Consider the following 26,800-nt stretch of genomic DNA (forward strand, 5'->3'; position numbering starts at 1 on the left):
TCATTGAAATTTGTTACCGTATCAAGTTAGGTGTAATTATAAGCACAACATTTCAGGATGGCAAGTCTTTTTTTATAAACTTTAAAGACACATCATCATCATTGACGACTGGAAAATAACGTATATAGTGGTATCAAGGGGATTGTGCCCCAGAATTCAATGTGTTATATGACTATATTGCCAGAGAGGAATGGTATCCATATGAACGTATTTGAACGCTTTAGCAGTAAAGTTTTGCCGGCGGATTGGAGCTGGATCAATGAGCCGGCTAAATGGAGATTCGATGATTCCAAGTCTTTGCAAATTTCTGCACCTTCACAGGCAGATTTCTTTAGGGATCCGTCTGGCGCAGTGACTAAATCGTCCGCACCCTTTTTGCATACAACGCTTCAAGGTGATTTTACAATATGGACGAGGGTCCGTGTTGATATGAAGCAGCCTTATGATTCAGGATGCTTGATGATGATGGCGGATGATACCCACTGGGCTAAGCTGTGTTTTGAATATTTTGAAAGCACTCCATCTATTCTTAGTGTGGTCACTCGGGATACATCCGATGATTGTATCTCTGGGGCGATGGACGTGCTCAATCCATATTTACGAGTGGCACGAGCTGGAAATTGCTTTGCATTCCATTATTCATCAGACGGTCAGCATTGGAAGCTGGCGAGATATTTTGGTATGAATGTTCCTAACCAGCTAAAAGTTGGAGTTGTTGCTCAATCCCCGGTGGGGGAGGGCTGTGCTGTTACCTTTGATGCCTTGACGATAACAAACCATGTATCCGAGGACATACGAAATGTGGAGTAAATAGACAAAGGCTTTCTCTCTAAGTATGAAAGCGCTATAAAATAGGACTTAAAAAGACGTATATACGCATACTCAGGCAGGAGGTAGATGGAAACTTGCTGTTAAGAAGGAAGGGCTACAAGCTGCCCAGTTTGTTGGGAGTGCTGCTTGTAGCTACGTTGGGCTGTTTCGGACTCATTATGTATTTACAGTCCACAAGCGGAACGAGGATGTATCAATTTCTGTACTGGGATATATTCCTGGCCTGGGTTCCGGTCTTTATCACTCTGGGAATGATGGCTTTATCCAGACTGCAAAGTACAAAAGTGAGAAGTATTCTTTTATTTTTTTCTTCAATTGTATGGTTGTTTTTTCTGCCGAATGCTCTTTATTTGGTGACTGAGTTACTTCATGCGTTTCGTTTTTACGATATGAATCCTGATACACGTTTTTGGTTGAACACACAATTTTGGTTTATCTTATTTACGTCTTTTTCAGCAGCAGGGCTGGGCCTTTTTCTTACATCCCTTTGTGTATTGGTGATCCACCATATGCTGAGGAGGGTTTGTTCAGGTGGACTCGCATGGGCTGTAGTTTTTGTGTTGTTGTGGCTGGCCAGCATAGGCGTATATATTGGCAGATTTGCTCGCTGGAATAGCTGGGATGTATTATTGCAGCCACTGGTGCTCCTTGCGGATATTTGGAGATGGGGAGTACATGCAGGACCAAGGCTTCATTTGCTGTCCTTTTGCTGGCTGGTGTTTGGGATAGCAGTCATTTTTTATTTATTGATCTATATCTCTTTAAGTGAGAATCAGGATGTTTAGGCCGAGGACATGTATTCGATGAATACAGGCTTCGGCCTATTTTTTTACATGTAGAGTGTCAGGAGTTAGTGTTGTCCTCCCCGTGCACATCGTAAAGTACGCGTACAAGCAGATCCTGACTGAAATTCCCGAATCTTTTGCCAAAAATAGTGAGCCCACCTTTGTTTTCCGATTGATCGGTTACGGATAAACGGAGTGTAATGTCGCTTTTATAGTTAAGGTTAATATCGTCTATTGTGACTTCGGATATGCGGCACCCGTCAATGAAGCTGCCATGCTGATTGATGCGAATTAATTTGAGCATACCATATTGATTCAAATGCGGAGGCCACCAATCTGGATTCAGAACCCCCGGCACTTCTCCAAAATCTCCGGCGCTGGTCCAGTGCCCAATAGGGATACCGTTAATATGAAAACAAATGTCAGAGGGATATTCCTCACAATAGCAGGGTGCTTCTGAGCCCAGTTCTGCGGAGAATTGAATTTCCTTAAAGGATTGATTCGCTTTCAGATAGTTGGGGATGCGGTATTCCAAAAAACCTTCGGCCATCCAGATCATTTCCGACTCCAGCCGCCCGGGATCTGCAAAATAGCGTGGATCATCAAAATCACCGATTATGCTGTCTCGGGTCACCAATCCACAAGTGGGGGACGCTTGGTAGTTACTATAATGACCTACGCGAATCTCAACCTCATACACATTTTTTTGTTCTCTGCTGCGCAAATCTACCATCAGCTTATCCTTGTTCAAATAACACATTTTTCGGGTACCGTGCTTGCCGCTCACGGTATTGATCTCCACAAGGCCGCATTCTTCCAACTTTCGAATATGCATTGTAATGGTACCGTTGCTCAAATTAAGTTTGTTGGCAATGTCATTCATACTTTGGCCCTGATAAGCAAGTAGCTCGAGAATTTGAATGCGGATTTCTGACCCCAGTGCTTTAAAAATATCTAACCCTGACATTAAGTCCTTAATATAAATCATATCTATAGACCATCCTTATCTATAAAAATTGTGATGTAAGCGCTTGTATTTTTTACTTTGATTTATGTTAAAATAAAATCAAAAAGAAGTAAACTGCTTTTTTGTAAATTTTTTTTACTAAATAAAGAGGGGAGTGAATTAGACTCCAAATTAGAGATTATTTCATAAATGAATCGTATTTAAGTTTTATTTCTAGTTTTTTAGATAAAAATTAACTTAAATACGATTTAATTTTGCTTTTCATATTACTCTAATCTATGTTTTATAATTATTTAAAAAGATTGAAAAATACATTGACGAACTGAGGAAGGGCATGCTATATTTTGTTTGTAAACGAATTCATTATTGATAAAGTAAAATGTTAATTATATGGTACATGAGAGGGATGATAATCACAGCGGCAATCAACAACGGGTTGTGTACCGCACAGTTAAAGATTAGGCCGAGTGGTATGAAGTTATTTTAACACCAAATGTATGCGGTTTCATTTAAATTTAGGAGGGGTCGCGTTGATAAAGAAAAAAGGTTTTGCAATAGCAATGGTTGTTCTGTTGTTAATGATGGCTGCATTGACTGGTTGTGGCGGGGGAAGTTCCAGTAGTGATGGAAGCAAGGAACTGACATTCATGTTCCGTGGTGGAACAGATGAGCAAAAGGCTTATAAGGAAGTAATTAAGAAATTTGAAGCGGAACATCCTGGCGTAAAGGTTAAAATGGTCGTGACAGCAGCGGACCAATATGCTACAAAGCTTAGAGCTGCGATCACAGGAAATAATCTTCCAGATGTTTTTTATTTTAACCCTGGAGATGTGAAAGCTTATGTAAACAGTGGGGTACTGAAGAACCTCACCCCTTACATTGAGAAGAATAAGGATATAAACCTAGATAACATTTGGAAATACGGTGTGGATTTATATCGCTATGACGGTAAAATGGCCGGTCAAGGAGATATTTACGGTATGCCGAAGGACTTGGGTCCATTCGCACTTGGCTACAACAAAACGATGTTCGAAAAAGCGGGCGTGCCTTTGCCTGATAAAGACAAACCGTATACATGGGATGAGTTCATCAAGGTCAACCAAGAGTTAACCAAAGATACCAATGGTGACGGCAAGCCAGATCAGTATGGTACAGGCTTTAACGTTCAGTGGGCATTACAAGCCTTTGTATGGAGCAATGGGGCGGATTGGCTGGATGAGAGCAAAACCAAAGTAACGGTTGATGATCCGAAATTTGCGGAAGCGCTTCAGTACTTTGCTGACATGCAAAACAAATATAAAATCACACCTGGTATTGAACAATCGCAAACATTGGACACATACCAACGTTGGATGAAGGGCGAAATGGCATTCTTCCCGGTAGGTCCTTGGGATATGAGTACATTTGAAAAACTGCCATTCGAATATGATTTGCTGCCGTTCCCAGCCGGATCGACTGGAAAATCGGCAACATGGATTGGTTCCCTGGGTATCGGTGTTTCCTCTAAAACAAAATATCCAGATGAAGCTGTAGAACTGGTTAATTACCTGACCACTTCCAAAGAAGGAATGAAGCAGCTGGTAGATGCCAAGGTACAAATTCCGAATCTGCTGGACATGGCTGATGAATGGTCCAAAGATACGAAAACCAAGCCTAACAATAAACAGGAATTTATTGATATCGTAAATGACTATGGACGCTCATTACCAGGCAACTATACGTATAATGCAGAATGGTATGATATTTTCTTCACAGATATTCAGCCTGTACTGGACGGCAAAATTACGGCGGCAGATTATCTGAAGCAAGAACAACCGAAAATGCAGAAACTGCTGGATAAAGCGGTGGAGCAAGAGAAAAAATCACAGAAATAATGCGTAAATAGAGGAAAAAAGGATGATGTTAGTGGCTAAATATCATGCTGCTAACATCATCTTCATTCCAAATTAGAAACAGAGGTGAGCCCTGTGATAACCAAATCTAATCTCTACCGCAAAGAGAAGATATATGGATACTTATTTATTCTTCCACCTATTCTCGGTCTGCTAATCTTTACGTTATTCCCGTTTGTCTATTCGTTATACGGCTCTTTTACAGACTGGGACGGATTGGGACAAATGAATTTTATTGGTTTCGACAATTTTAAAGATTTATTTAGCGATGAGCTCTTTTATAAATCGATGTACAATACTCTTTTCTTAATGCTTGGTATTCCAATCGGTCTTGTGCTAGCTTTACTGCTGGCACTAGGTTTGAATCGCAAGATTCCAGGTACGACAACATTTCGTGTGATTTACTATATCCCGGTTATTTCTTCGTTGGCTGCCGTTTCTATTATGTGGAACTGGGCATACAACGGAGACTATGGTTTGGTGAACCAATTCCTCGAAATATTCGGTATTAAGGGTCCTAACTGGCTGATGGATAAGGATACGGTTAAACCGGCCTTGATTCTCATGACCGTCTGGAAGGGTCTCGGCTATACGATGCTGCTATATTTGGCAGCCCTGCAAAGCGTGTCTCGCTCTTATTATGAAGCAGCAGAGCTAGATGGAGCTAGCGGATTCCAGATGTTCCGCAATATTACATGGCCAATGGTGAAACCAGTAACCTTCTTCCTGGTCGTAACTAATATCATTGGTGGTTCGCAAATCTTTACTGAAATGAACATTATGACACCTACAGGGGGTCCGGAATACTCGTCCGCCTCAATCGTCTTTTATATTTGGGATAAGGCATTTAAAAACCTGCAAATGGGATATGCCTCCGCGATGGCTATGATTCTCGGCATCTTCATTTTTATCGTAACTTTGATTCAATTCAAAATGAATGAAAAATCGTCCTTTGATGGGGATTGATTTTCGCGGAAAGGAGTGAGTCTGATTATGTCCCATAGTCAAAAAACGAAAGTTACCAATACCATTATCTTTATTGTACTAGCGATTGGAGCGATTGTGATGATCGCGCCGCTGCTTTGGATGCTGTCCACTTCGGTGAAAGAAAAGCAGGATGTCTTTGCTCTTCCGCCAGTATGGATACCAGAGGTGTTCCAGTTTGGCAAGTATAAGGAAATTTGGGAAGCAGGACCTTTGTTAAGCGGGATCAAGAACAGTGTGATTGTGGCTGTAAGTGTTACCGTTATAGGTACCTTTACATCCAGTGTAGCCGCTTTTGCATTTGCAAAGCTGAGATTCCCTCATAAAAATAAACTGTTTCTGGCACTCATCGCATCTATGATGATTCCATACCCAACGGTTATGATTCCACAGTTTATGATGTTTTCCAAACTGGGCTGGGTGGATACACTGCTGCCTCTGATTGTTCCAGGTTTGTTCGGAAATGTAGTTATGATCTTTTTCCTGCGGCAGTACTTGCTTAGTGTACCAGATGCCATTATCGAAGCTGCTAAAATTGACGGAAGTTCTTATTTCCGACTCTATTCGTCGATTACGTTCCCGCTCATTAAGCCAGCAGTTGCAGCACAGCTTATTTTATGGTTCATGGGGATTTGGAACGATTATTTGGCACCGATTATTTACTTGAACTCACCAGAAACGCAGACACTGCAGCTGGTTATCGCGAATTTTAATGCGACTTACGCCATTCAGACGGACTATCCGCTTATCATGGCAGCATCAATTATAGCCTTGTTACCTGTACTGATTATATTCTTGATCTTCCAGAAACAAATTATTGAATCGGTTGCCATTTCGGGTGTCAAAGGCTAATTGACACTTGGAGGGTATGGATGAATGATGTAAGGCAGTCACAATATGTAATGGGTAAAGGAAGGAGGAGAATAACAGTTATGGTTATGCTGCTCATGCTGGGTCTATCCGGCTGTGGGGATAACACTCCGGACCCTGTGTATCCGCAGGCTCCGCCTCCCGATCACTTGTATGATCAAAGTACGATTAACGATGAACAGCGCTGGACCATTAACAATGCACATGACCCGGCGATTATCAAAACAGATCAAGGCTATTATGTCTACTCAACGGATGTAAAGACAGGTGGAGAATTGAGACCTGGTGTTATGGTACGCAAATCGACTGATCTGATTCACTGGAACTGGGTTCAGTATGCACTCCCCGGCATTCCAAAGGAAGCGGAGGCGTGGTCATCAGCAACCAATCTGTGGGCACCGGACATCATCAAGATGGGTGATACCTATCGGATGTATTACTCCGCTTCTACCTTTGGCAGCACACGGTCTGCGATCGGATTGCAGACATCCAGCTCCCCGGAAGGCCCTTGGAAGGATGAGGGGCTGGTCGTTAAAACGAGAGAGCATGACAAGCTGAATGCGATTGATGCCAATCCGGTGCTGGATGCAGAGGGAAATCCATGGATGGTATACGGCTCTTTTTTCGGCGGTATTTACATTACGCCGCTTGATCCCCTGACTGGAAAGCTTAAAGAGTCCGGCTATGGCAAAAATATCGCTGCCAGAGATCGGGCAACTGAGGACGGTGCTGTAGAAGGGCCTTACATTGTGTACAATCCAATGTTCCGTAAATACTACTTGTTCGTCTCGTATGATTCTTTGTTCGAGGACTACAATGTTCGCGTTGCTCGCTCAGATTCTATCACAGGGCCTTATGTGGACATGAATGGACATGACATGGCAGATACCAGCTATTTGCCTCAATACGAGATTGGAAACAAGGTATTGGGCGGTTATCGGTTCAGCGAAGGAGAAGGCTGGGTTGCGCCAGGTCACAATTCTGTCCTGAAGGACGGTGCGGATTATTATATTGTACATCATGCGCGGGGAGAAACGGACAAGAGCTGGCCGTACCTGCATGTACGCAAAATATTATGGACGGCAGAGGGCTGGCCGGTCGTCTCTCCGGAGCGCTATGCGGGGGAAAAGGAGCAGGATATACCCAAAAGGCTATTATCCGGCAACTGGGAGCGCATCGTGATAAGGCAGGAAGTAGATGGTCAGGTGGAAGCTGAACCGCTCCGTCTTGAAGATGGAGGGCGGGCAACCAGTGGTTCTCTTGAAGGTCACTGGAGCTTTGATGGCAAGCGTACTCTAACAATGGATTGGAGCGATACATCCGAAGGAACAAAGGAAGAACTGTTATTGCTTCCTTCATGGGACTGGGAGCTCGGTCGCCATACTCTAATTTTCACAGGTATGAATGAAAAGGGAATTTCCATCTGGGGAAAACGTATCAGCGATTAATTGTATGAACTACATACTACACATAGAGGAGAGAAAAACCATGAATCAATCTGTACCCTTTAATAATCCGGTCATTGAGCAACGGGCAGACCCTTGGATTTACAAGCATAGTGACGGATACTATTATTTCACCGGATCTGTGCCAGAGTATGACCGCATTGAGGTTCGACGAGCAAGTACTATTCAAGGCTTGAGTACAGCAGAGCCTGTCGCAGTATGGCACAAATATGAAACGGGCCCGTTAAGTGCGAACATTTGGGCACCGGAAATTCATTATATTAACGACAAATGGTACATTTATTTTGCAGCAGCTCGTACAACGGAGACGAAGGAAGGCCTGTTCGACCACCGGATGTTCGTGCTGGAAAATGATTCAGCTAATCCTCTGGAAGGGGAATGGGTGGAAAAAGGACAGATCAAAACCCGTTGGGAGACGTTCGCTCTCGATGCGACAACCTTCCAGCATAATGGAGTTCTGTATTATGTGTGGGCTCAGAAGGACCCGGACATCGTCGGTAATTCCAATCTGTATATTTCTGAAATGAGCAATCCGTGGACGCTGCGCGGTGAGCAGATCATGATCTCTACTCCTGAATATGATTGGGAAATCATCGGTTTTAAGGTGAATGAAGGAGCAGCGGTTCTGAAACGGAACGGGCGGATCTTTATCAGTTATTCAGCTAGCGCCACAGACCACAATTATTGCATGGGCCTGTTGACAGCAGATGAGAATGCGGATTTACTTGATCCGAAATCATGGACGAAATCACCTGAGCCGGTATTCTGCACCAATGAGGAAACAGGACAATTCGGGCCAGGTCATAACAGTTTTACGGTTGCTGCTGACGGTAGCGATGTAATCGTATATCACGCCCGGAACTACAAGGAAATTACAGGTGATCCGCTGTATGATCCGAATCGTCATACACGTGTTCAGCCGTTCAACTGGAAGGAAGATGGAACACCTGATTTTGGTATTCCAGCACCAGATGGCGTTTCTGTTGATAAATAAGCGAAATCTATTATAGATGGTTGACGTGTTGCACAGCGGTACTGTAACTTTCTAGAAATCATAGGGAATTATGATTCGACTGCGTATAACAAGAGTAATAAGATATCTTCTGAGCCTTCAGGCTGGAGGATATCTTTTTGCTTTTGGGACGGCAATGAGGACTCTTTTCAAAAACTTCGATTTCTGCTATATTTAAATCGTAATATTTACGAATTGATCAAGGGGTGGAAATCTCGTGAACAAGCGGATTGATCCGTTTACCGTTAAAAAGGTTGAATACCTGCTGAATGGCTATATTGCGCTAAAGGTGCCAGGCTACGTGCGTTCTGACGTGCGGCTCATTTATCAAATAGAGGATAACTGTTTGATCTTGACGGAGGAAAGGCCTTCTAATGAAACTGAGTCGTGGGATCGCACGGACATTGTCCAATTTCGCTGGGAGGAAAATCATTGGCATGTATATGCCCGGCAAGAGGCTGAAAGCTGGCAGCGCGTAAAAGAGATTGCACCTAATCCGTGCTTTGAAGAACAGCTCGAACAGGTAGAAATAGATCCAGCAGGTATTTTTTGGACAGGTTAACGAAGTGCAGAATGATAAGTTCGGAAGATGGAGGTAGTGGGAGTCGTCCCGTTAAACTATATATGGAAGTAAACAGGCTGACCGTAACTCCTTATATGGAAGTTACGGTCATTTGTTTTGTCTGGGGTGGCACTGTCTAGTTTACGTTTCCATGTCTTGTCATGGGGCTTGTTACGGGCACTGTAAATCAGGGTATGTGAAACACAGAGCGTGATAACGAGTGGGGAGCGGTGTGTAGTGAATGAGCAGCAACGTAATGACAGACAAAGGCGTATAGATGAGCAGTATCGACCGGAACCTGAGATAAGACAAGTAGAGCGGGAGTGTGAAGCATTGTATCCAAAAGGCAGATCCCGAATTGCACTGACAGGCGCCAGTGGTTATATCGGGCATAATCTGCTGCAGAGGCTGACTGAGCATGCAGATGTCATTGCCTTATCCCGCAGTGGAGATCAGCGTAAAAATACAGAGCACGTGGAATGGCGCTCGTGTGATTTTTTTTCTATGGAGGATGCAAATCAAGGATTACATGGAGCGGATTATGCCGTATATCTCATTCATTCCATGCTGCCCTCGGCGAAGCTGACACAAGGAACATTTGAGGATATGGATGTGATTTTGGCAGAGCATTTTGCCCGGGCAGCGCGTAATAACGGGGTGAAGCAGATTGTATACTTGAGCGGTATCCTTCCCGAGCATACAAGTGAGGATGAACTATCCCGACATTTACGCAGCCGTCTGGAGGTTGAGCGTGTATTGAAGTCTTTTGGAGTACCTGTAACCACAATTCGTGCAGGCTTGATCGTCGGCCCACAGGGTTCATCGTTTCCAATTTTGCTCAAGCTCGTTCGCAGATTACCAGTCATGATTCTGCCTCGTTGGACCCGAACCAAGACCCACCCGATTGCATTGGAGGATATTTTGAATGCGCTGGATCGGAGCATCGGCAACCGCACTCTTGATGAACAAATTATAGACGTAGGTGGGCCGGAGGTTATGACATATAGAGAAATGATGCAAAGAACAGCGGAAATAATGGATAAAAAGCGTCGCTTTTTTAATGTGCCGTTGCTGACGATCAAACTGTCCCGCCTTTGGGTTACCCTAGTGACTGGAGCCTCCAAAGAGATGGCTTATCCGCTGATTGAAAGCTTGGCTCATCCGATGGTGGCGCAACGGAAACATAAGATTCAAGGCATCAGCGATGGGAAGATTTCCTTTGACAAAGCAGCTCGAACCTCACTCGAGCAGGAAGAAGAATATCGGCATAAGAAGAATTCCCATAGCAAGTCCAAAAAGCCGTTAAAGTCAGCAATTCGATCATTAAAATCTGATGTACGCTCGGTGCAACGGATCAAACTCCCGCCTGGTAAGGATGCAACATGGGCCGGGGAGCGCTATTTGGCCTGGCTTCCGGTCTTTGCAAAACCTTGGGTTCGTGTCGAGACACGGGGCCCGGATACTTATCAGTTGTATCTCTTGGGTAGTCGAAAGCCGTTGTTAGAAATGATTTATGACCGTGCGCAGAGCACCTCTGAGTTTGCACTCTATCGAATCACAGGTGGCACTTTTGCCACTGTAAAGGAAGACCATCGCGGCAGGCTTGAGTTCCTGCAAATTCCCGGTACAAATATTTGCGTCGTAGCCATTCATGATTATGTGCCATCGCTGCCTTGGTTTATTTATAAATATACACAGGCCAAAGTGCATTTGGGGGTTATGTATGCGTTTGGCAAGTATGTCAAGCGGTTGATTGATACAAATGTTTAATATTTTCCACGAGATGGAAGCTACAAATGTATGGTAAAGTGTAATATATACAAGGTTTTATCCAAATGTCCTATCCAAAGTCTCCTGTGCATACCGAATCCGAATCACACGAGGTGAGAAAAATGCTGCAATCGTTAAAAGCCATTGCTAATTACAGGAAAGAAAATGATCTGGCCTGGGATACACCGACTTGGTTAAAGCTGCTTGTTTCGGCTGAGGAGCGTATTGTAAATTTGGAACGCATTCGATCTATAGGTGAGTTAAAGGATGCCAATCCTGTACTGGATTACGTGGAGCGTACGTTGCTTATTTTGGACGGACTTCCATTGTCATTCTGGGTTAAAGAGCTACTGGAGGATGTATTGGTGTGGTCTGAGACAGCCAAAGGAGGTACAGTCCGCGAACGGCTACGCTGGCAGCATGAGGGCATTAATTTATTTGTACATAATATCGGCTCCTCCCAACTGTATGTCAGACAGGCCCAAGCGGAGTCCCCTGCGTACCCGCGCAATAGCATGACCCGAATTCTGATTGAGACGCATGGATTGATCGGGCAATATATACGGGGAGAAATTCCTTTTGCGGAAAATCGACTGCTGCTTGAAATTACTCGTAAGGGCTGGCTGAGCTCTGAGGAACTGGAGCTTGTTTTACGGGCCCTGAACGAGTGTATTATCGCCGGGGTAGAACCTGCATTATGGGACCAAGTACGCAGTGAAGTAGAGCAGCTGATCGGCTGGATTGCATGGGATAACGCACCTGTAGTCTGGAGTGTAAAGGAGCGACTGGAGAGATTACGGTCGGTTTCAATTCATGAAGGAGAGCCGTTCGAGCAGGCTTACACAGAACTAGAGCGGGAGTTGAATGTAGAGAAGGCGCTGGCTCCGTTGGAGAATCGGACACTTTGGTATGTAGAATCAGCTTTGCAGGATTTTTCACTTCAAGAACTGGTAAAGGTATTCTTACTCACATTGAGGGATGGGACGGGGCAGGAACAGCCTGCGACCGTTCGCCATATCAGTTTCGAATCGCTTATGAATACGATGTATTATGACTATCGTGGTGTCAAGAAAATTAACGTATATAAAAAACGAATGATAGAAAAATATTTAAGTGCACTGTCCTGGCAGGACATCTCAAAAGGGAAACGGAAGCATAATCCTCATTTGAGTGTGATCGTGGAGCATAAAGAGGAGCTGCCGAGTACTGTATTTTTTAATTTTGTATTTTCATCTGCGGCTGAGAAACTAATCGATTTTTGTATTGAAGCAGAAAAAACGCCTCTGTATGACAAAGCAGTCCTGCTGCTGTTCGATCTGTTCGGATTACGGCGTGATGCTTATGATCGCTTTCACAATGAGGAAACGTATCTTACAGATATGAACCAGACCGTAGATTACAAAAGGGTCATTTTGGATTACGTGACGGGAACCCGCATACTGGATATTGGACCCGGCGGGGGCGTGCTGCTGGATCTGATCGAACAGGAAAGACCAGATGCGAAGCCATTAGGTCTTGATATTTCTGTGAATGTCATTGAGGCACTTAAACGTAAAAAGCAATTGGAGCGCCATCGTTGGGATGTCATCAAAGGAGATGCGCTTCGGTTGGAGGAATATGTGGAAACGGGGAGCATGGACACGGTCATCTTCTCTTCGATTCTTCACGAGCTCTATTCCTACATCGAACGAGATGGAATTCGGTTCAATCCACAAACGGTGGAGGCTGCTTTGCAGAGTGCCTATCGTGTGCTTGCACCCGGCGGGCGTATCATCATTCGTGACGGTATTATGACCGAACCAGTAGAGCAGCGCAGACGAATTCGATTCTTGGAGCCGGACGGAATGGAATGGCTGATGCGGTATGCGCAAGATTTTGCAGGCCGCCACATTGAAATAGAGCGTGTGGGTGAGCATGAGGCTGTTTTGCCAGTGAACGATGCGATGGAATTTCTATATACCTATACATGGGGGGCGGAAGCCTATGTGCATGAAGTGCAGGAGCAGTTTGGTTATTTTACCCCGTCACAGTATGAAGAGTGTATCCATAACACACTTGGATCACAAGCGATTATCCGGGTGAGCCGCCATTATTTACAGGAGGGCTATGCCGAGGCGCTGTCCAGCCGTGTTGAGTTCATGGATGAGCAGGGCCAGCGGGTTCCTTTGCCAGACAGTACCTGTCTGATCGTGATTGAGAAGCCGAATAATAGGGCTGGAATTGCTGAATGATTTTTAATTTGAACAAGAGAATGCCTTCTGATTTGTGCCAAGCACGATTGGAAGGCATTTTTTAGAAAGCTAGTGGAGGTGTGTTCATGTATGTCCTCGCAGGTGGAAATATCCGGGTATGACCCGCAGTGGGCTGAAGAGTATATGCAAGAGCAAAGGAAAATTGTAGAGGCTCTCAAAGATGTATGTGTCGGCATAGAGCATATCGGTAGTACGTCCGTTCCTAATCTGGGAGCCAAGCCTATTATTGATATTATGGTTGGAGTAGAAGAGTTGGCAAGTCTTCAATCCGAACATCGAGAGCGTCTACAAGGGTTTCAATATGAATATGTATATAAGCCTGATTTTCCAGAGAGAGCTTTCTTTCGCCGTGGAGAATGGGGAGCTGGGACTCATCACTTGCATATTTACAAGTATAAAGGTGAGCATTGGGAAAACCATCTATTGTTCAGAGATTACTTAAAAGCGCATCCTGATAGCCTACGAGCGTATGATACTTTAAAAAAAGATTTGGCGTACCAATTCAAATATGACCGTGCAGCGTATACCGAAGCCAAAGGACCATTCATTCGGCAGGTGGTTGAGCGAGCGAAGCTTGAAAGATATAGGCAGGGACAGATGAATTCTTAGTACGCATGGACAAGGTGGAGGAATGATGAAGAATATGATGCTTGATGCACAGGTAACGCCGAATGGTTTAAAAGATAGAATGATGCTGCTGTCAGCGCTGGACATTATATTGTCTCCAGAAGATTGGTTACGCACGTATCGTATGCAGTCTGAATGGTCTGGTGATGTATGCCTGGGTGAGGTGAACAACGGCGCGGGAGATACGATTCATATGCTATGGACGCGTGGAGGTGTGCTGTTGAAGGGTTTTGACCACGAATCTCCTGTAAGTCCTCATGCGAGAGACGAATATGAGGTCTGGCCGGGCATGTACGACGGTGTGCCTGATGATATGATGGAGCTCTTGGAAGACGAAGCCCTGGAGAAGGAGGACGTTACCTTTTGTATGTGGAGGGAAGCGGAAGATAAGGAGTGGCGTATGGGCAATGCGAACATTCCCGAGGCGTATGACGATGGCTCATCCTTTTTGCTGGGGAAAATTATAGTTACACCGGAGGAATATCAGGATTGGGCTGAAAGTTACTATGAGTTGCCGATTTCTCTAGGGGTGGTAAGCCAGATTTTCAACGGCGTTCCGGTCACTGCACAGATGATCTCTGCGCTTCATCCACAGCGTAACGTTACGGAAGCGATAAAGGAGCTAAAGCAGCTTGGCGTTCAGGTGCATGAAATCTAAGAATACAGATTTGTTTTTCTTGACAAGTTTTGTATATAATACAGGAGAAATGGCTGGGTAATCACCTTGAATTAAAGGAGCTGTGTTGAAGATGTCCAAACGTTTGATTCCTTACATCACGATGGATGGAAATGCAAAAGAAGCAATCGAATTTTATGAAGAGGCATTGGATGCTCAACTGCTTTTTATTCAAACCTTTGGGGAAATGCCGGAAAACCCCGATTTTCCCATTCCCGCAGAGGTCAAGGAACGTGTGGGACATGCTACCCTTAAAGTGGGTGAGACAGAGCTCATGTTTTCTGATACCTTTCCCGGATCACCGTTTAGCAGCGGAAATCAGGTGAGTATCTGTATTACAACCGATAGTGTGGAGCAAGCTCAAAAAATGTTTGATGCTCTACAGCAAGGAGGACAGGTGGGAATGCCTTTGCAGGAAACCCATTTTAGTCCCGCTTATGGGAATGTAACAGACAAGTTTGGTGTCACCTTTCAAATGTTCACAGAGGCTCGGTCTTAAGAAATGGAAAACGGCTCGATTCCGCTACTTTAGCGATCTGGCCGTTTTTTTTACGTATAGTTCAATTCCTAGAATAAATAATGATTTTATTATTGTTGAAATAGAAACAAAAATATATTATATTATGTTGTTAATGCACCAACGGGTGGGAGGACAGGCCATGAACAAAGAAGAACAGGTCATAATGGGTTTCAGGGACTTATATAACAAGATGGTTTGGCTTAATAAGGATAAGATGGAAGACAGTCTTAAGGGTTATAAGTCTTCTGAAGTACATTGCATCGAATACATTGAAAGAAATGTAGATTCCAACGTGACAAAACTTGCGGAGTCCCTTTATATGACTAGCGGTGCCATAAGTAAAATAACTAAGAAGCTCATAAAAAGAGGCATTATCGAAAGCTACCAGAAGCCGGATAACAAGAAAGAAATCTATTTTAGGCTTACGGAGCAAGGGAAAGTAATCTATAAAATCCATGAGGAACTGCACAAAGAGTTTCAAGAGCGGGATAAAGCTGTATTTGAGCAGGTAACTGAGGAGCAATTTGACAGTATGATTAGCTTCCTGGAAAAGTATAGTAGGCATTTGGATGCAGAAATAAAGAAACAGGGTGTAGATATTAAGTCGGAATAAATTTGAATAATGAAAATCAAACCACAGGCAGCTGGGTTCTATTGAGAACGGGCTGCATTTTTTTTGCTACTTTTTTGTTGCCGAGGAAGCAAAACTGTGATACGATATTTTTGCTTCCAAGGAAATAAAAACATAGCTTTTGAGGGGAGAATTTAATGTTCAAATTTAGATCACACCATGAACAGAACACAGAACAAACCGTAGATAAACACGCTTTAATATTCGGTCTTATCTCTGTGTTTCTTTGCGGAATAGGCTTCAGTATCATAGCACCTGTCGTCCCATTCTTAGTACAGCTTTATATAAGCAATCCGGGACAACAAGCTATCGTTGTCACGTTGCTGACCTCTGTTTATGCCTTCTGCGTGTTTTTTGCGGCCCCCGTACTTGGAGCTCTGAGTGACAAATATGGCCGTCGTCCATTGCTCTTAGTATGCCTTTTGGGTTCCGCAATCGGGTACTTGGTTTTTGGCATAGGAGGAGCTCTATGGGTACTATTTGCGGGACGCATAATAGAGGGGATAACAGGTGGGAGCATAAGCACGATCTTCGCATATTTTGCAGACATCATTCCTCCAGAACAGAGAACCAAATACTTTGGATGGGTGAGTGCGGTTGTAGGTGTAGGCACTGTCATTGGTCCAACTGTAGGCGGATTACTTGCCAAGTTTGGTTATTCTGTACCTATGTATTTTGGAGCAATCATAACTTTATTGAATGTTGTTTATGGATTCTTTTTTATGCCAGAGAGCCTTGCCAAGAATAATAGACTGAAAGAGATTACCTTTGTAAGACTGAATCCATTTACACAGCTTGCAAACATACTTTCCATGAAAAACTTAAAAAGGCTACTTGTCTCGGCGTTCTTACTTTGGATACCCAACGGATCTTTACAGGCCGTTTTTTCACAATTTACAATGGATACCTTCGGTTGGAAGCCTGCACTAATCGGACTTATGTTTTCAATTATGGGCTTCCAAGACATCATTTCACAAGGTTTCATCATGCCAAAGCTTTTGATAAAACTTAATGATAAACAGATAGCAATTCTTGGAATGGTTTCGGAGATTATAGGCTACAGTCTTATTGCGCTATCTACTTTGTTCTCATTCTATCCTCTTTTTATCGCTGGAATGTTTATATTTGGTTTTGGTGATTCGATCTTTGGGCCTTCATTCAATGGGATGCTCTCCAAGTCTGTCGATTCTAGTGAACAAGGAAGGATTCAAGGAGGTAGTCAATCTATTCAGGCTTTAGCAAGAATGATTGGGCCTATCATTGGAGGTCAAATCTATGTATCACTTGGTCATGCCGCACCCGCTTTTATGGGTATGATACTTATAGCAGCGGCAATACCAGTTTTATATAAGCGAACGCAAGTAAATGAGGATTTTGCAAAAATCCCATAAGCGACTTCCAATGAACAAGATATAGATCGAAATGGTATAGTTCGTCTATATCTTGCACTTCGGAGCGACTGGAATCGAATTTTGCAAAATCCTGAAATATGTAAACTATCTACTTTGTTTACAGTCTGAGCCATCCGCATGCGGATGGCTCTTCATAGTATCACCTTGCTAAATTAATTTCACGTATTTGTACTTATACGCCAAAATTAAAATCATCATCTGTCAGCGGCTCTACATTCATCGCCCGCACATAGCCGTTTCCTTTTTTAGAAAAGAAATCATGCTGCTTAGTGTGGGTGCTGATACCGTTGAATACAATGGGATTAACTTCTTCTTCTTCAAACAGTGGATCAAAGCCCAAGTTCATCATGGCCTTGTTGGCGTTGTAGCGCAAAAAGACTTTCACATCGTCTACGAGTCCAATAGGAGTGTAAATTTGCTCGGTGTATTGTTCCTCGTTATTGTGCAAGTAGCGGAGCAAGCCTACCAGCGTCTGGTAAAGATCACGTTGTTCTTCCTCGGCCAATTCTGCATAAATCTCCTGTGCCAGTACACCTACGTACACACCGTGAATACTTTCATCCCGCAGGATCAAATCGATAATTTCTCCACTGCATGTCAGCTTACCCTGGCCCGCCAAATAAAGAGGGTAGAAGAAGCCGCTATAAAATAAATAGCTTTCTAAAAGCACCGACGCTGCCATCGCGAGATACAGGTCTTTGGGTGTGTGGATATTCATATAATACTGACGAATGGTTTCTGCCTTGGTTTGGAGATGTGAATTTTCTTCCACCCAGCGGAACACACCGTCAATTTCTTCCGTGGAAGCTAGCGTTGTAAAGATGCTACTGTACGACTTGGCATGAATTTGTTCCATCATCGCCATAAAGCTTAGTACGGCTTTGCGTTGCAGTCCGTCCACATGCTCCATAATTTGCGGCATACCCACGCCGCCTTGAATGGTATCCAGTAGCGTCAATCCGCCCAGCACCTTCATGTAGGCTTCTTTTTCGATATCACTGAGGGTTACCCAGGACATTTTATCGTCAGACAACGGGATTTCATCATCCGTCCAAAATTGCATAATGTTCTGGTTCCAGAACATCAGTGTGAAATCATCGTCCGAGCGATTCCAGTTTACAGCTTGTATACCTGTCATTGTTAGCATTCTCCCTTCAGCTTGCGAGATTCCCTGGAAACACATATTGAAATAGTGCAGGCGAATCATCGTATGCTTGACATACGGAAGCTGTATCCGCGAGGGTCTTGTCCAGTCCCGTAAAAGGTCTGAACCACACGCTGGATACAGCTTCTAATGCAAAGCATCCATATCTATTCAAAATCTAATTTTTATACTACAGCTTGTTACCACTTATGCTTTAGATGGAGCAGGTGAGGCACTCTTCCACAGACAGCTTTTTGGTGCGTGTGTAGTATAACGATTTAAGTCCTTTGTGTGCGGCGTACAGATAGCAACGTGCTAACTGACGCGTAGTCACGTCACTGTTCACATGAAGCACGGTCGAAATTCCTTGGTCCACGTGCGGCTGGATTTCTGCAATCAGATCAAGCACTTTGAACTGATCCATTTGATAAGCGGATTTATAGAAGAACACGTTATCCTTTTGCAAATAAGGCATTGGATAGTAGGTCGTCGAATTGGCATAGGTACGGGTTTCAATCTGCTCAACAATCGGCATGACGCTGGATGTTGCATTTTGAATGTACGAAATGCTAGCAGTCGGCGCAATTGCCATACGATAGGCGTGGTACAGGCCATTTTTCATCACATCTGCTTTTAATTTGTCCCAGTCCGCTGAAGTCGGAACATAGATGCCTTTGAACAACTCTTGCACACGTGCAGTTGTCGGACGATAATCTGTGTTCAGGTATCGGTCAAAATATACGCCTGTCGCATAATCCGATTCCTCAAATCCATAAAAGCTTTGTCCAGCTGCTTTCGCGATTTCCATACTCTTTTCGATGGAATGATAGTTCATCGTCATGAAGAAGGTACGGACAAAGTCTTTTGCTTCATTGCTTTCATACGCAATTTTGTTTTTGGCAAAGTAGCCGTGCAGATTCATAACACCCAGACCGACGGAGTGCATTTCACGGTTCGCTTTCGCAACACCTGGTGCATTAGCTACTTGGGTCATATCGCTGACTGAGGTGAGCGCGATCATACCCTCATGAACGGATTCGCGAATTTTACCATGTTCCATCACATTTACAATGTTCAGAGAAGCCAGATTACAGCTCACGTCCCGGCGGATAGTATCCTGTTGTCCGTAATCTGTAATTTCGGAAGTTTCCTGCAACTGGAAGATTTCCGTGCATAGGTTCGACATCTTGACTTGACCCACGTTTTTAAGAGCATGTGCCTGGTTCGCGTTACTTTTGTTCATGATATATGGATAACCAGACTCCAACTGAATCATGGCAATTTTCGTCAGCATGTCACGTGCGCTCATCGCTATTTTTTTCTTCACCCGATCGTCAGCAAGCAGCGTGTCGTACATTTCATCCAAATCCATGTCGTCCAGATGCGTTCCATAGGCTTTGAACACACTGTAAGGAGCAAATACATGCAGCGGTTCATTATCTTGAGCCAGCTTGTAAAAGCGGTTTGGCACCAGCAATCCAATAGAAAGTGTCTTGAGACGTACTCTTTCGTCAGCATTGATTTTTTTGCTATCCAGGAACTCAAGCACGTCCCATCCGAAAATGTTGTAATAGGCTGCGCCAGAACCTTTACGTTGTCCCATTTGATCTGCGTAGGAGAAGCCGTCTTCCATCAGCTTCAGCACAGGCATTATGCCTTTTGCTGCGCCTTCTACACCCTTAATCGCTTCACCGCGTGCCCGCAGCTTCGACAGATTAACGGCAACACCTCCGCCGATTTTGGACAACTGCATGCAGGTGTTCAGCACATAGTTGATTGAGTTCAGGGAGTCGTCCATTTCGAGCAGGAAGCAGGATACCAATTCCCCACGGCGGCTTTTGCCTGCATTCAGGAAGGTTGGCGTCGCTGGCTGGAGACGTTGCTCCATCATCGAGCGGGACAACAGGCGTGCCGTATCGGCATTACCGCGTCCTAAATGCAGCGCGACAGCAGCAACCCGGTCAGGGTAATGTTCCAAATAGACTTTACGGTCGTTACTCTTCATTGCATAGTCAGTATAAAACTTCGATGCTGCCATATAGGAAGGAAATTTAAAATTATAGCTATGAGTGATATGGAAAATATCATTAATTTCGTCAGCCGTGTAGCTGTTATAGAAATTTTCGTAATAATCATTCTCAATCATATACAGCACTTGAGCGGCTGTGTCAGCAAACTTCAAACTCCGTTCCTGAACTTCCTTCATAAATTCCGCTACAGCCTCTTGGTCCTTTTCCAATTGGAAAAAGCCGTCTGTATCGCGTTTCATCAACATGTTGTTCAATTCAATATGCCGCAACTCGGCTCACCTCCTGTTTAAAACGCTCTACATCTCCGAACGTTCCAGATAATTCAAATTTACTAATTACGGGGACATTATAGTGGTCGGCAATCAAATCCGCACTTTTGGCAAATTTCTCACCCCAGTTACGGTTGCCGCTTGCAGCTACACCAACAAGGTTTTGTGCATTTTTTTTCAAAAAGGAAGATACCCTCTCAGGTATCTGCCCAAACCCGGTTGTATATGTAATAAGTACGTAAGGTTCTTCTATAGTCATTTGCTCCTCGATCTGAACCGCTGGAAGCTTGAGCTTGTTTATGAATCTTTTTACATTGCCGGTCTTGGAATCATATGCAATCAGCATGGTATGCAACCTCCTTAAACAATTAACGAAAAAAGAAAACGGCATTGCCTGAGATCCATCATAGCTGGAATCCCTTGCTGGCTGTACCATTTAAAATTTTTGACTCTATATTTACATGTATTTTCATACCTGTATCTTCAAGATATCGGGCATAAATACGTTTTTTACACTATATTTAGAGTACATTCTCTATTTTATATCTATATATAGTTTTGTCAATCGGTCTAGAGGGGATCAGCGGACCCAGATCGGGTATAAGTCCAAGCGGGGTGCGGAAAAGAGCGAAAGAACTTTTTTTTCGTAAGTATGTTAAAAAAGTATTGGAGTTTTTGAGGGTGAAGATGTACGATTTGTCAATGGGCAATAGAATGGAAAATTTACATTTTACTGTAGAAAGGATGAAGCAAATGGGAAGTGATTTTATGGAATTTCAATCGTTTAATATGATCTTTTTTATCGTATTTGGACTCATTGCTTTTGTAATGATTATGGGAATTGTCAAAACGATAGGAGCGGGCCTGTCCAATCAAGCAGCCGAACGGGTACAACGTTCATGTAAGGTTGTGGATAAACGGACGAGAGTGCGTGGGGGATCAGGCGATTTTTCAGCTTCGACATATTATTATATCACCTTTGAGTTTGACGGGGGTGAGCGTATGGAGCTGGAGGTGAAGGATACGGACTTTGGTATGATTGTGATCGGGGATCGTGGGGAGCTTCATTATAAAGGTACACGTTTTCTAGAGTTTGTGAGAGTAATGGAAGCGTAAAGGTGTTGGCGGGGAGATAGTATTGCCAAAACAAATACATAATTGGAGGGAAGATTACGATGCCGCATATCATTGGAAAACGAATAGTATTGAGAGAATACCGTCAAGAAGATGTACCAGATATCCGAAAATGGGTCAATGACCCGGAAATCACACGTGGTTTAAGCGACGTGTTTATCTACCCGCATTCACAGGTGAATAGCGAATCCTTTGTGCAGATGATGATTGACGGCAACCCCGAGATCAAAGGTTTTGTCATTGCGCATAAAGACACACTGGACTATATCGGACAACTGGATTTATTCAAAATCAACTGGGTAAATCGGCACGCTACCCTTGGTGTTGTGATCGGGCGTGAAGGTGACCTGGGCAAAGGTTACGGACGGGAGGCGATCCGGCTGTTACAAAAATTCGCATTTCATACGCTGAACCTGCATCGGCTGGAGCTGGAGGTCTATGCGTTCAATGAACGTGCATACCGTTGCTATTTGGCATGCGGCTTCAAGGAGGAAGGTCGGCTACGGGAAAAGCTATTCAGGGAAGGGCACTATTATGACATTATTCAGATGGGGATTTTGCGCGGTGAATACGAGGCTGCAGAGCAAGCGACGGAATCCTGAGAGTGCAACCTCATAAGCTATTTTACTCCGTCAGCTTTCTTCAATTTTTTATGAGTGAAATCACGGGGACTACGCTCATCCTTTTTCTATTAGCTAAAGGACTTTCTTTGCAGAGTGCGAACTTCTTACTAGTTGTATTCTTTGTAAGTATTTTTTTGTTTGAGATACCCACAGGGGCTATTGCAGATAAGTATGGAAGAAAAATTTCTGTTATTTTGGGACTTTGTTGTTTTCTACTCTATAGTGTGTTGTTCGCTTGGACAGATCATATCGGGGTGCTTGTGTTTGCGCAAGTCTTTGGGGGTCTGGCTATATGTTTACAATCAGGTTCGTTGGAATCATGGGTTGTGGAAAATAGTGATAAGCCCATGGAAGTTCTTTTTACAACCTCTAACAGTATACAGTACATTTCGGGATTTATTTGTGGTCTGTTGGGGGCCTTCCTCGCAACTTTTAACTATTCACTTCCATGGGCGGCTAGCATTTTATCTATTATTGTATGCATTTTTCTATGCTCCTTTTATATGGATGAGGAGAATGTTGCTCATCGAAAGACGTCTACTACTCGCATTAAAACGATTATCGGAGAAAGCGTCCGTATCGGTTTTGAAAATAAGTCTATCTGGATTGTGTTTATGATTGGCTTATTTATCAGCTTTTCGAACTCGGCGGGGAATACATTTCAACAGCCACGTCTGGTTGGCCTTTCTGAACAAGGGATTTGGATTATGGGGTTTATCAAGGCAGGGTATTCACTATGTATGACTTTGGGAAGTTACCTGGTTCGAAAGCTAGGCGCACGATACAGTGATGTACATATACTCATGTATGCTTGCGGTATGATTGGGATATGGCTCATTTTAGCCGGTGCGTTCAACACATTTTATCCTGTACTGCTTACCTTTTTGATCTATGAAATTGGGCGCGGCATGTATCCGGTTGCCAAACAAATTTTTCTGAACAAAAGAATCTCTAATGAGTATCGTTCTACACTACTATCTCTGGATTCTGCGATTTCACAATTAGGCATGTGCGTAGGTTTAATCGTGACAGGTATCATCAGTCGTAATTTTACGGATTTGTCTTCCGATCAAACACCTATTCAAATATCTTGGGTGATGTGTGGCGGGATTGCGTTGATTCCTATCATTTTATTGTTTCACGTCAATCGTGTTTCAGGCAAAAGTAATTCTTGGAAAGAAAAAGAAACCAAACAGAATGTTTAATATAAAAGTTAATGTAGAAGGGCTGAACAGCATTGTCTGTCAGCCCTATAATATTTCATTAAAAAGCAAACCCTATTTTTCGCCGTACCACAGTTTCAGGCGATTTTGGATTAGGCCAGTGTAGATTTCTTCAGCTTTTGGCACACCCGCCTGATCCAGCTCTTGGAGCATGCGGTCATACACAGCGTCGAACTGATCTGGCTTGGCGAGTACGGCCTCAGGAATCCGTTTGCGTACAATGTCCTGTGACTTCTGATAAATAACATTGTAATTTGTATTGGTCGGAACAGGCATGTTGTAGGCAGCCCCCCACTCTTTTACCGGAAAATCCTTTTCGTTCGGGAACAGGTCTTTCCACGTCTGGGCTTTGTATGCCTGAAGGGACTCTTTTTCGGCTTGACTATAATTTTCGGTAATCATCTCTGGATAATTGGTTGTGTAATAGTTGCCAGAAGGGTCCTTTACGCTATCGCCGTAATGTGGCCCCCATATCCAGTACAAACCGATTCCTGACTCTCTACTAAAAGAAGCATTATCGGTGTTTTTACGTTGTTGCACATCCGCCGGAATGACACGTTTGCCGTTCTCTACATTGTAATGCTGGCCTTCAATTCCCCAATTGCGTAAAATTTGCCCTTCGTCGGAGGCCAGAAAATCCAGAAACTTGATAGCTCGCACCGGATTTTCACATGAGGTTGTAATTCCGATCCCGGATGCGGTATCGAAGCCAATGGGCTGGAGGGAATGATCCTCGTATTTCTCATTTAAAGTGACTGGAAAATGGGCGTAAGTGAATTCATCCTTACCTGCTGCCTTGAGCGCATTTTCGGCATCTTGATAGTTCCATTCCTGATCAATGAGTCCGATGACACGGCCTGCGGCGATTTTGGACTTATACTGATCACTTTTTTGCACAAAAGTATCCTTATCCAACAGTCCTTCATTGTACATATGGTTCAACCAACGGAAATATTCACGTTCTTCTGGGCGCTTGTAGTGAAGAATGGCTTTGTGTGTTTTAGGATCAATATAATATTCGCCATCGTCGGGTCCACCTGTAGCAGTAACAGCCGGGTTAGTCACTGTAATTTGAATTTTCCAGTCTTCGGCATCAAGTGATAGGGGGATGGTTCGCTGGCCATTGGTAGTAGGGTATTTGGCGACATAATCTTTAAGTGCTTTTTCAAAATCTTGAACGGTGCGGATTTTAGGATATCCAAGCTTCTTAAGTGCCTGATGCTGGATTTCGAAGCCGGCTTGTGCATCAAACGCGATGTGATCCACACCCAAATTGGTCGGGATCGTGTAGATGGCTGGATCTTCACTACTATATTTAATACGATTAAAATAGTCTCCATACACTTTCTTAATGTTAGGGCCGTATTTGTCAATGAGGTCGGTTAGGTCAATGAGTGCTCCGGCATCGACCAGCTTGCCAATGTCTGATTTGGGGTACACGAGATCTGGATACTCTCCGCTCGCTGCCATTAAAGCAAACTTTTCCTCGCCTCGGCCATTGACAGCATGTTCAGCATTTAGCGTAACGCCCGTTTTCTTGATAATTTCCTGCCCGACAGCATCCTTCATGTTGTTCCAGTTAGAGCTGGAATCACCGCCAAAGAAAGTAAATGTAATAGGGCTGGTGTCATTAGGATCTTCCTTTTCTGCCTTACTGCCTGTTCCGTTCGCACAGCCCGTTGTAACGAGCAGCAGCAAAGACAGGAGCAGGATGGAGCTCTGACGTACCGACCTGTTCATGAACATTTGCAAATCCCCCTTAATAAGTATGATTTACACAATGTAAGTGCTTTCAATAGTAAATTGTAGGAAATAAAAAACCTCACGTCAAGTTATTTATAATTGTTTGTTATGCGGTTTGTTTTTTTATTAAGCAAACATATTTTGGTGGAGGGTGTGGATTTGTACAAATCTATCATTTGATGATCTAAAACAAAGTATGCTACGATGGTACCAGTTTATAGGTACACCCGTGTATTAGAAAGGTTAAGGTAGAAAAAGATTCCGAATAGGGTTGGGTGAGAAGATGCGTGGAAAAGTAACGTTGCAAGAAATTGCGGATGCGGCGGGCGTTTCAAAGTTCGCTGTTTCGCGTGCACTGTCAGGCAAACCCGGTGTAAGTGACGAAACAAGGGCGGTTCTGGTCAAGCTTGCTGCCCAGATGGGCTATTTTCGCAGTCATCCCAAAATGACAGGGGTAGAGCCTCGGGACACAGATCCCAGAGAATGGTCGGGTACCGTGCTAGTGTTATTTCCGAATATTAGGTACCAGAACAGGGAATCCAGGTACTGGGGGCCTGTATTTGAAGGGATTTCCGAGCGTCTGAACCGTAAGGGTATGGATATGATCACGTTAACGGAGCCCTCGACTGAAGATACGTTTTCTCTACTGAACCCGGAGGCGATTAAAGGGATTATCACAGTAGGAACGATTTCAACTTCGTTGTTGCTGAACATTTATCGGATGGGTATTCCGGTCGTTATGGTAGATCATTGGGATTCTGCATTTTTAAGTGATACGGTGTTTACAGATAATCGCACATGCATGAGTGAATTAATGAAGGACTTGCTGTGCAGGGGCTATACCCGCTTTCAGTTTGTGGGTCATATTGATGACGCTCACAGTTTCTACGAACGCTGGGAAGCTTGTCGTTCCACACTGGAAATGAGCGGAGTAGAATTGCGGCAGAATAAAGCCCTTCTTCACGGAGGAGCGCAGGCGCTTGCTGAGGAAATGGACAAGTTGTCTGAGGACGAACTGCCTGAGGTTTTTGTATGTGCTAATGATGTGACTGCTGCGCAAGTCGTGGATGTGCTGAAAGAAAAGGGGATTGACGTTCCGAGGCGTTGCGGAGTGACCGGGTTTGACGATACGAATGAACAAATGCCGATTTATGCCACGGTGAGAGTGGATAAGGAATTGCTGGGAATGCGTGCAGTGGACCAGTTGTTGTGGCGCATAACGAACCCGGACTCGCCTGTCGAGAAAAAATTGCTACATGCTGAGCTATTCGTACGGGAAGTTCATGCACCCCGGATCAGTCGGGAAAATGATGACCGTGAGCGTCCCATCAGCACAATCACATATAGTTAATGTCCAGATACGTGTTATGACACCAT

At 43.9% G+C, this 26,800-nt stretch carries 24 protein-coding genes and 1 other annotated feature (1 of these 25 cut by a window edge); of the genes, 19 read left to right on the forward strand and 5 right to left on the reverse strand.

Features of this window, described 5'->3' with window-relative positions; genetic code table 11:
• Positions 1–13, reverse strand: a binding site (T-box leader); it reaches 225 nt to the left of the window's first position.
• Between the two features lie 188 nt (positions 14–201).
• A complete protein-coding gene (locus tag MKY24_RS09280; protein WP_339201842.1) occupies positions 202–810 on the forward strand; it encodes a DUF1349 domain-containing protein in 609 nt (202 codons plus the stop codon).
• A gap of 95 nt (positions 811–905) precedes the next feature.
• Positions 906–1,616, forward strand: coding sequence for a DUF1361 domain-containing protein (locus MKY24_RS09285; protein ID WP_339201844.1), 711 nt, complete (start codon positions 906–908; stop codon positions 1,614–1,616).
• Positions 1,617–1,674: 58 nt separating this feature from the next.
• Here MKY24_RS09285 and MKY24_RS09290 read toward each other — a convergent pair whose 3' ends face one another.
• Positions 1,675–2,604 carry an ArsR family transcriptional regulator gene (locus tag MKY24_RS09290; RefSeq protein WP_023988069.1) on the reverse strand — a complete coding sequence of 310 codons (930 nt, stop codon included), beginning with the start codon at positions 2,602–2,604 and terminating at the stop codon, positions 1,675–1,677.
• A 509-nt stretch (positions 2,605–3,113) separates the two neighbouring features.
• On the opposite strand from MKY24_RS09290, the gene MKY24_RS09295 reads away from it, so the two are divergent.
• The 13 genes from MKY24_RS09295 to MKY24_RS09355 all read left to right on the forward strand — a co-directional run bounded on the left by MKY24_RS09295 (position 3,114) and on the right by MKY24_RS09355 (position 17,236).
• Positions 3,114–4,457, forward strand: coding sequence for a sugar ABC transporter substrate-binding protein (locus MKY24_RS09295; protein WP_023988070.1), 1,344 nt, complete (start codon positions 3,114–3,116; stop codon positions 4,455–4,457).
• 93 nt (positions 4,458–4,550) lie between these two features.
• On the forward strand, positions 4,551–5,441 hold the full coding sequence (locus MKY24_RS09300; protein WP_023988071.1) for a sugar ABC transporter permease: 891 nt from the start codon (positions 4,551–4,553) through the stop codon (positions 5,439–5,441).
• A gap of 27 nt (positions 5,442–5,468) precedes the next feature.
• On the forward strand, positions 5,469–6,311 hold the full coding sequence (locus MKY24_RS09305) for a carbohydrate ABC transporter permease (protein WP_023988072.1): 843 nt from the start codon (positions 5,469–5,471) through the stop codon (positions 6,309–6,311).
• 80 nt (positions 6,312–6,391) lie between these two features.
• Positions 6,392–7,777 carry an arabinan endo-1,5-alpha-L-arabinosidase gene (locus MKY24_RS09310; protein WP_279832172.1) on the forward strand — a complete coding sequence of 462 codons (1,386 nt, stop codon included), beginning with the start codon at positions 6,392–6,394 and terminating at the stop codon, positions 7,775–7,777.
• Between the two features lie 40 nt (positions 7,778–7,817).
• Entirely contained in the window at positions 7,818–8,789 is a 972-nt protein-coding gene (locus MKY24_RS09315; protein WP_279831120.1) for a family 43 glycosylhydrolase, read from the forward strand.
• Positions 8,790–9,024: 235 nt separating this feature from the next.
• On the forward strand, positions 9,025–9,369 hold the full coding sequence (locus MKY24_RS09320) for a DUF3024 domain-containing protein (RefSeq protein WP_231517263.1): 345 nt from the start codon (positions 9,025–9,027) through the stop codon (positions 9,367–9,369).
• Between the two features lie 237 nt (positions 9,370–9,606).
• A complete protein-coding gene (locus tag MKY24_RS09325; protein ID WP_305953829.1) occupies positions 9,607–11,139 on the forward strand; it encodes an NAD(P)H-binding protein in 1,533 nt (510 codons plus the stop codon).
• Between the two features lie 122 nt (positions 11,140–11,261).
• Positions 11,262–13,370 (forward strand): class I SAM-dependent methyltransferase, encoded by a 2,109-nt coding sequence (locus MKY24_RS09330; protein WP_076156990.1) that lies wholly within the window; start codon positions 11,262–11,264, stop codon positions 13,368–13,370.
• Between the two features lie 90 nt (positions 13,371–13,460).
• Positions 13,461–14,000 (forward strand): GrpB family protein, encoded by a 540-nt coding sequence (locus MKY24_RS09335; RefSeq protein WP_076156986.1) that lies wholly within the window; start codon positions 13,461–13,463, stop codon positions 13,998–14,000.
• 22 nt (positions 14,001–14,022) lie between these two features.
• On the forward strand, positions 14,023–14,676 hold the full coding sequence (locus tag MKY24_RS09340) for a hypothetical protein (RefSeq protein WP_256703532.1): 654 nt from the start codon (positions 14,023–14,025) through the stop codon (positions 14,674–14,676).
• Positions 14,677–14,767: 91 nt separating this feature from the next.
• Positions 14,768–15,193, forward strand: a complete 426-nt coding sequence (locus MKY24_RS09345; RefSeq protein ID WP_053325184.1) for a VOC family protein — start codon at positions 14,768–14,770, stop codon at positions 15,191–15,193.
• Positions 15,194–15,353: 160 nt separating this feature from the next.
• Positions 15,354–15,827, forward strand: a complete 474-nt coding sequence (locus MKY24_RS09350) for a MarR family transcriptional regulator (protein WP_023988081.1) — start codon at positions 15,354–15,356, stop codon at positions 15,825–15,827.
• Between the two features lie 155 nt (positions 15,828–15,982).
• On the forward strand, positions 15,983–17,236 hold the full coding sequence (locus tag MKY24_RS09355) for an MFS transporter (protein ID WP_076156976.1): 1,254 nt from the start codon (positions 15,983–15,985) through the stop codon (positions 17,234–17,236).
• 193 nt (positions 17,237–17,429) lie between these two features.
• Here the strand turns inward: MKY24_RS09355 and nrdF are convergent, their stop codons facing one another.
• The 3 genes from nrdF to nrdI all read right to left on the reverse strand — a co-directional run bounded on the left by nrdF (position 17,430) and on the right by nrdI (position 21,046).
• Positions 17,430–18,395, reverse strand: coding sequence for a class 1b ribonucleoside-diphosphate reductase subunit beta (nrdF, locus tag MKY24_RS09360; RefSeq protein ID WP_076156972.1), 966 nt, complete (start codon positions 18,393–18,395; stop codon positions 17,430–17,432).
• Between the two features lie 220 nt (positions 18,396–18,615).
• Positions 18,616–20,700: a class 1b ribonucleoside-diphosphate reductase subunit alpha gene (gene nrdE / locus MKY24_RS09365; RefSeq protein ID WP_339201849.1), complete on the reverse strand. Its 2,085-nt coding sequence runs from the start codon at positions 20,698–20,700 to the stop codon at positions 18,616–18,618.
• Entirely contained in the window at positions 20,687–21,046 is a 360-nt protein-coding gene (gene nrdI / locus MKY24_RS09370) for a class Ib ribonucleoside-diphosphate reductase assembly flavoprotein NrdI (RefSeq protein WP_016819181.1), read from the reverse strand. The genes nrdE and nrdI overlap by 14 nt, the downstream gene beginning before the upstream one ends.
• 407 nt (positions 21,047–21,453) lie before the next feature.
• Between nrdI and MKY24_RS09375 the strand changes: the two genes are divergently transcribed.
• The 3 genes from MKY24_RS09375 to MKY24_RS09385 are packed head-to-tail and all read left to right on the forward strand — an operon-like array spanning position 21,454 to position 23,662.
• Positions 21,454–21,816 (forward strand): DUF2500 domain-containing protein, encoded by a 363-nt coding sequence (locus tag MKY24_RS09375; protein ID WP_069292104.1) that lies wholly within the window; start codon positions 21,454–21,456, stop codon positions 21,814–21,816.
• Between the two features lie 59 nt (positions 21,817–21,875).
• A complete protein-coding gene (locus tag MKY24_RS09380; RefSeq protein ID WP_339201851.1) occupies positions 21,876–22,436 on the forward strand; it encodes a GNAT family protein in 561 nt (186 codons plus the stop codon).
• A gap of 2 nt (positions 22,437–22,438) precedes the next feature.
• Positions 22,439–23,662, forward strand: coding sequence for an MFS transporter (locus MKY24_RS09385; RefSeq protein ID WP_339201853.1), 1,224 nt, complete (start codon positions 22,439–22,441; stop codon positions 23,660–23,662).
• A 72-nt stretch (positions 23,663–23,734) separates the two neighbouring features.
• Here MKY24_RS09385 and MKY24_RS09390 read toward each other — a convergent pair whose 3' ends face one another.
• Positions 23,735–25,426 (reverse strand): ABC transporter substrate-binding protein, encoded by a 1,692-nt coding sequence (locus MKY24_RS09390; RefSeq protein WP_023988087.1) that lies wholly within the window; start codon positions 25,424–25,426, stop codon positions 23,735–23,737.
• 280 nt (positions 25,427–25,706) lie between these two features.
• Here MKY24_RS09390 and MKY24_RS09395 point away from each other — a divergent pair, with 280 nt between their 5' ends.
• Entirely contained in the window at positions 25,707–26,774 is a 1,068-nt protein-coding gene (locus MKY24_RS09395) for a LacI family DNA-binding transcriptional regulator (RefSeq protein WP_339201855.1), read from the forward strand.
• Positions 26,775–26,800 lie beyond the last annotated feature (26 nt).

Origin of the sequence: Paenibacillus sp. FSL P2-0322, assembly GCF_037975315.1 — a bacterium.
GTDB lineage: Bacteria > Bacillota > Bacilli > Paenibacillales > Paenibacillaceae > Paenibacillus > Paenibacillus polymyxa_B.

Bases quoted from the DNA above. Each gene is read 5' to 3' on its own strand.
- MKY24_RS09280 (WP_339201842.1), top strand. From the start codon at position 202: ATGAACGTATTTGAACGCTTTAGCAGTAAAGTTTTGCCGGCGGATTGG.
- MKY24_RS09290 (WP_023988069.1), bottom strand. From the start codon at position 2,604: ATGATTTATATTAAGGACTTAATGTCAGGGTTAGATATTTTTAAAGCA.
- MKY24_RS09305 (WP_023988072.1), top strand. From the start codon at position 5,469: ATGTCCCATAGTCAAAAAACGAAAGTTACCAATACCATTATCTTTATT.
- MKY24_RS09310 (WP_279832172.1), top strand. From the start codon at position 6,392: ATGGTTATGCTGCTCATGCTGGGTCTATCCGGCTGTGGGGATAACACT.
- MKY24_RS09315 (WP_279831120.1), top strand. From the start codon at position 7,818: ATGAATCAATCTGTACCCTTTAATAATCCGGTCATTGAGCAACGGGCA.
- MKY24_RS09330 (WP_076156990.1), top strand. From the start codon at position 11,262: ATGCTGCAATCGTTAAAAGCCATTGCTAATTACAGGAAAGAAAATGAT.
- MKY24_RS09335 (WP_076156986.1), top strand. From the start codon at position 13,461: ATGTCCTCGCAGGTGGAAATATCCGGGTATGACCCGCAGTGGGCTGAA.
- MKY24_RS09340 (WP_256703532.1), top strand. From the start codon at position 14,023: ATGATGAAGAATATGATGCTTGATGCACAGGTAACGCCGAATGGTTTA.
- MKY24_RS09345 (WP_053325184.1), top strand. From the start codon at position 14,768: ATGTCCAAACGTTTGATTCCTTACATCACGATGGATGGAAATGCAAAA.
- MKY24_RS09350 (WP_023988081.1), top strand. From the start codon at position 15,354: ATGAACAAAGAAGAACAGGTCATAATGGGTTTCAGGGACTTATATAAC.
- MKY24_RS09355 (WP_076156976.1), top strand. From the start codon at position 15,983: ATGTTCAAATTTAGATCACACCATGAACAGAACACAGAACAAACCGTA.
- nrdF (WP_076156972.1), bottom strand. From the start codon at position 18,395: ATGACAGGTATACAAGCTGTAAACTGGAATCGCTCGGACGATGATTTC.
- nrdI (WP_016819181.1), bottom strand. From the start codon at position 21,046: ATGCTGATTGCATATGATTCCAAGACCGGCAATGTAAAAAGATTCATA.
- MKY24_RS09375 (WP_069292104.1), top strand. From the start codon at position 21,454: ATGGGAAGTGATTTTATGGAATTTCAATCGTTTAATATGATCTTTTTT.
- MKY24_RS09380 (WP_339201851.1), top strand. From the start codon at position 21,876: ATGCCGCATATCATTGGAAAACGAATAGTATTGAGAGAATACCGTCAA.
- MKY24_RS09390 (WP_023988087.1), bottom strand. From the start codon at position 25,426: ATGTTCATGAACAGGTCGGTACGTCAGAGCTCCATCCTGCTCCTGTCT.
- MKY24_RS09395 (WP_339201855.1), top strand. From the start codon at position 25,707: ATGCGTGGAAAAGTAACGTTGCAAGAAATTGCGGATGCGGCGGGCGTT.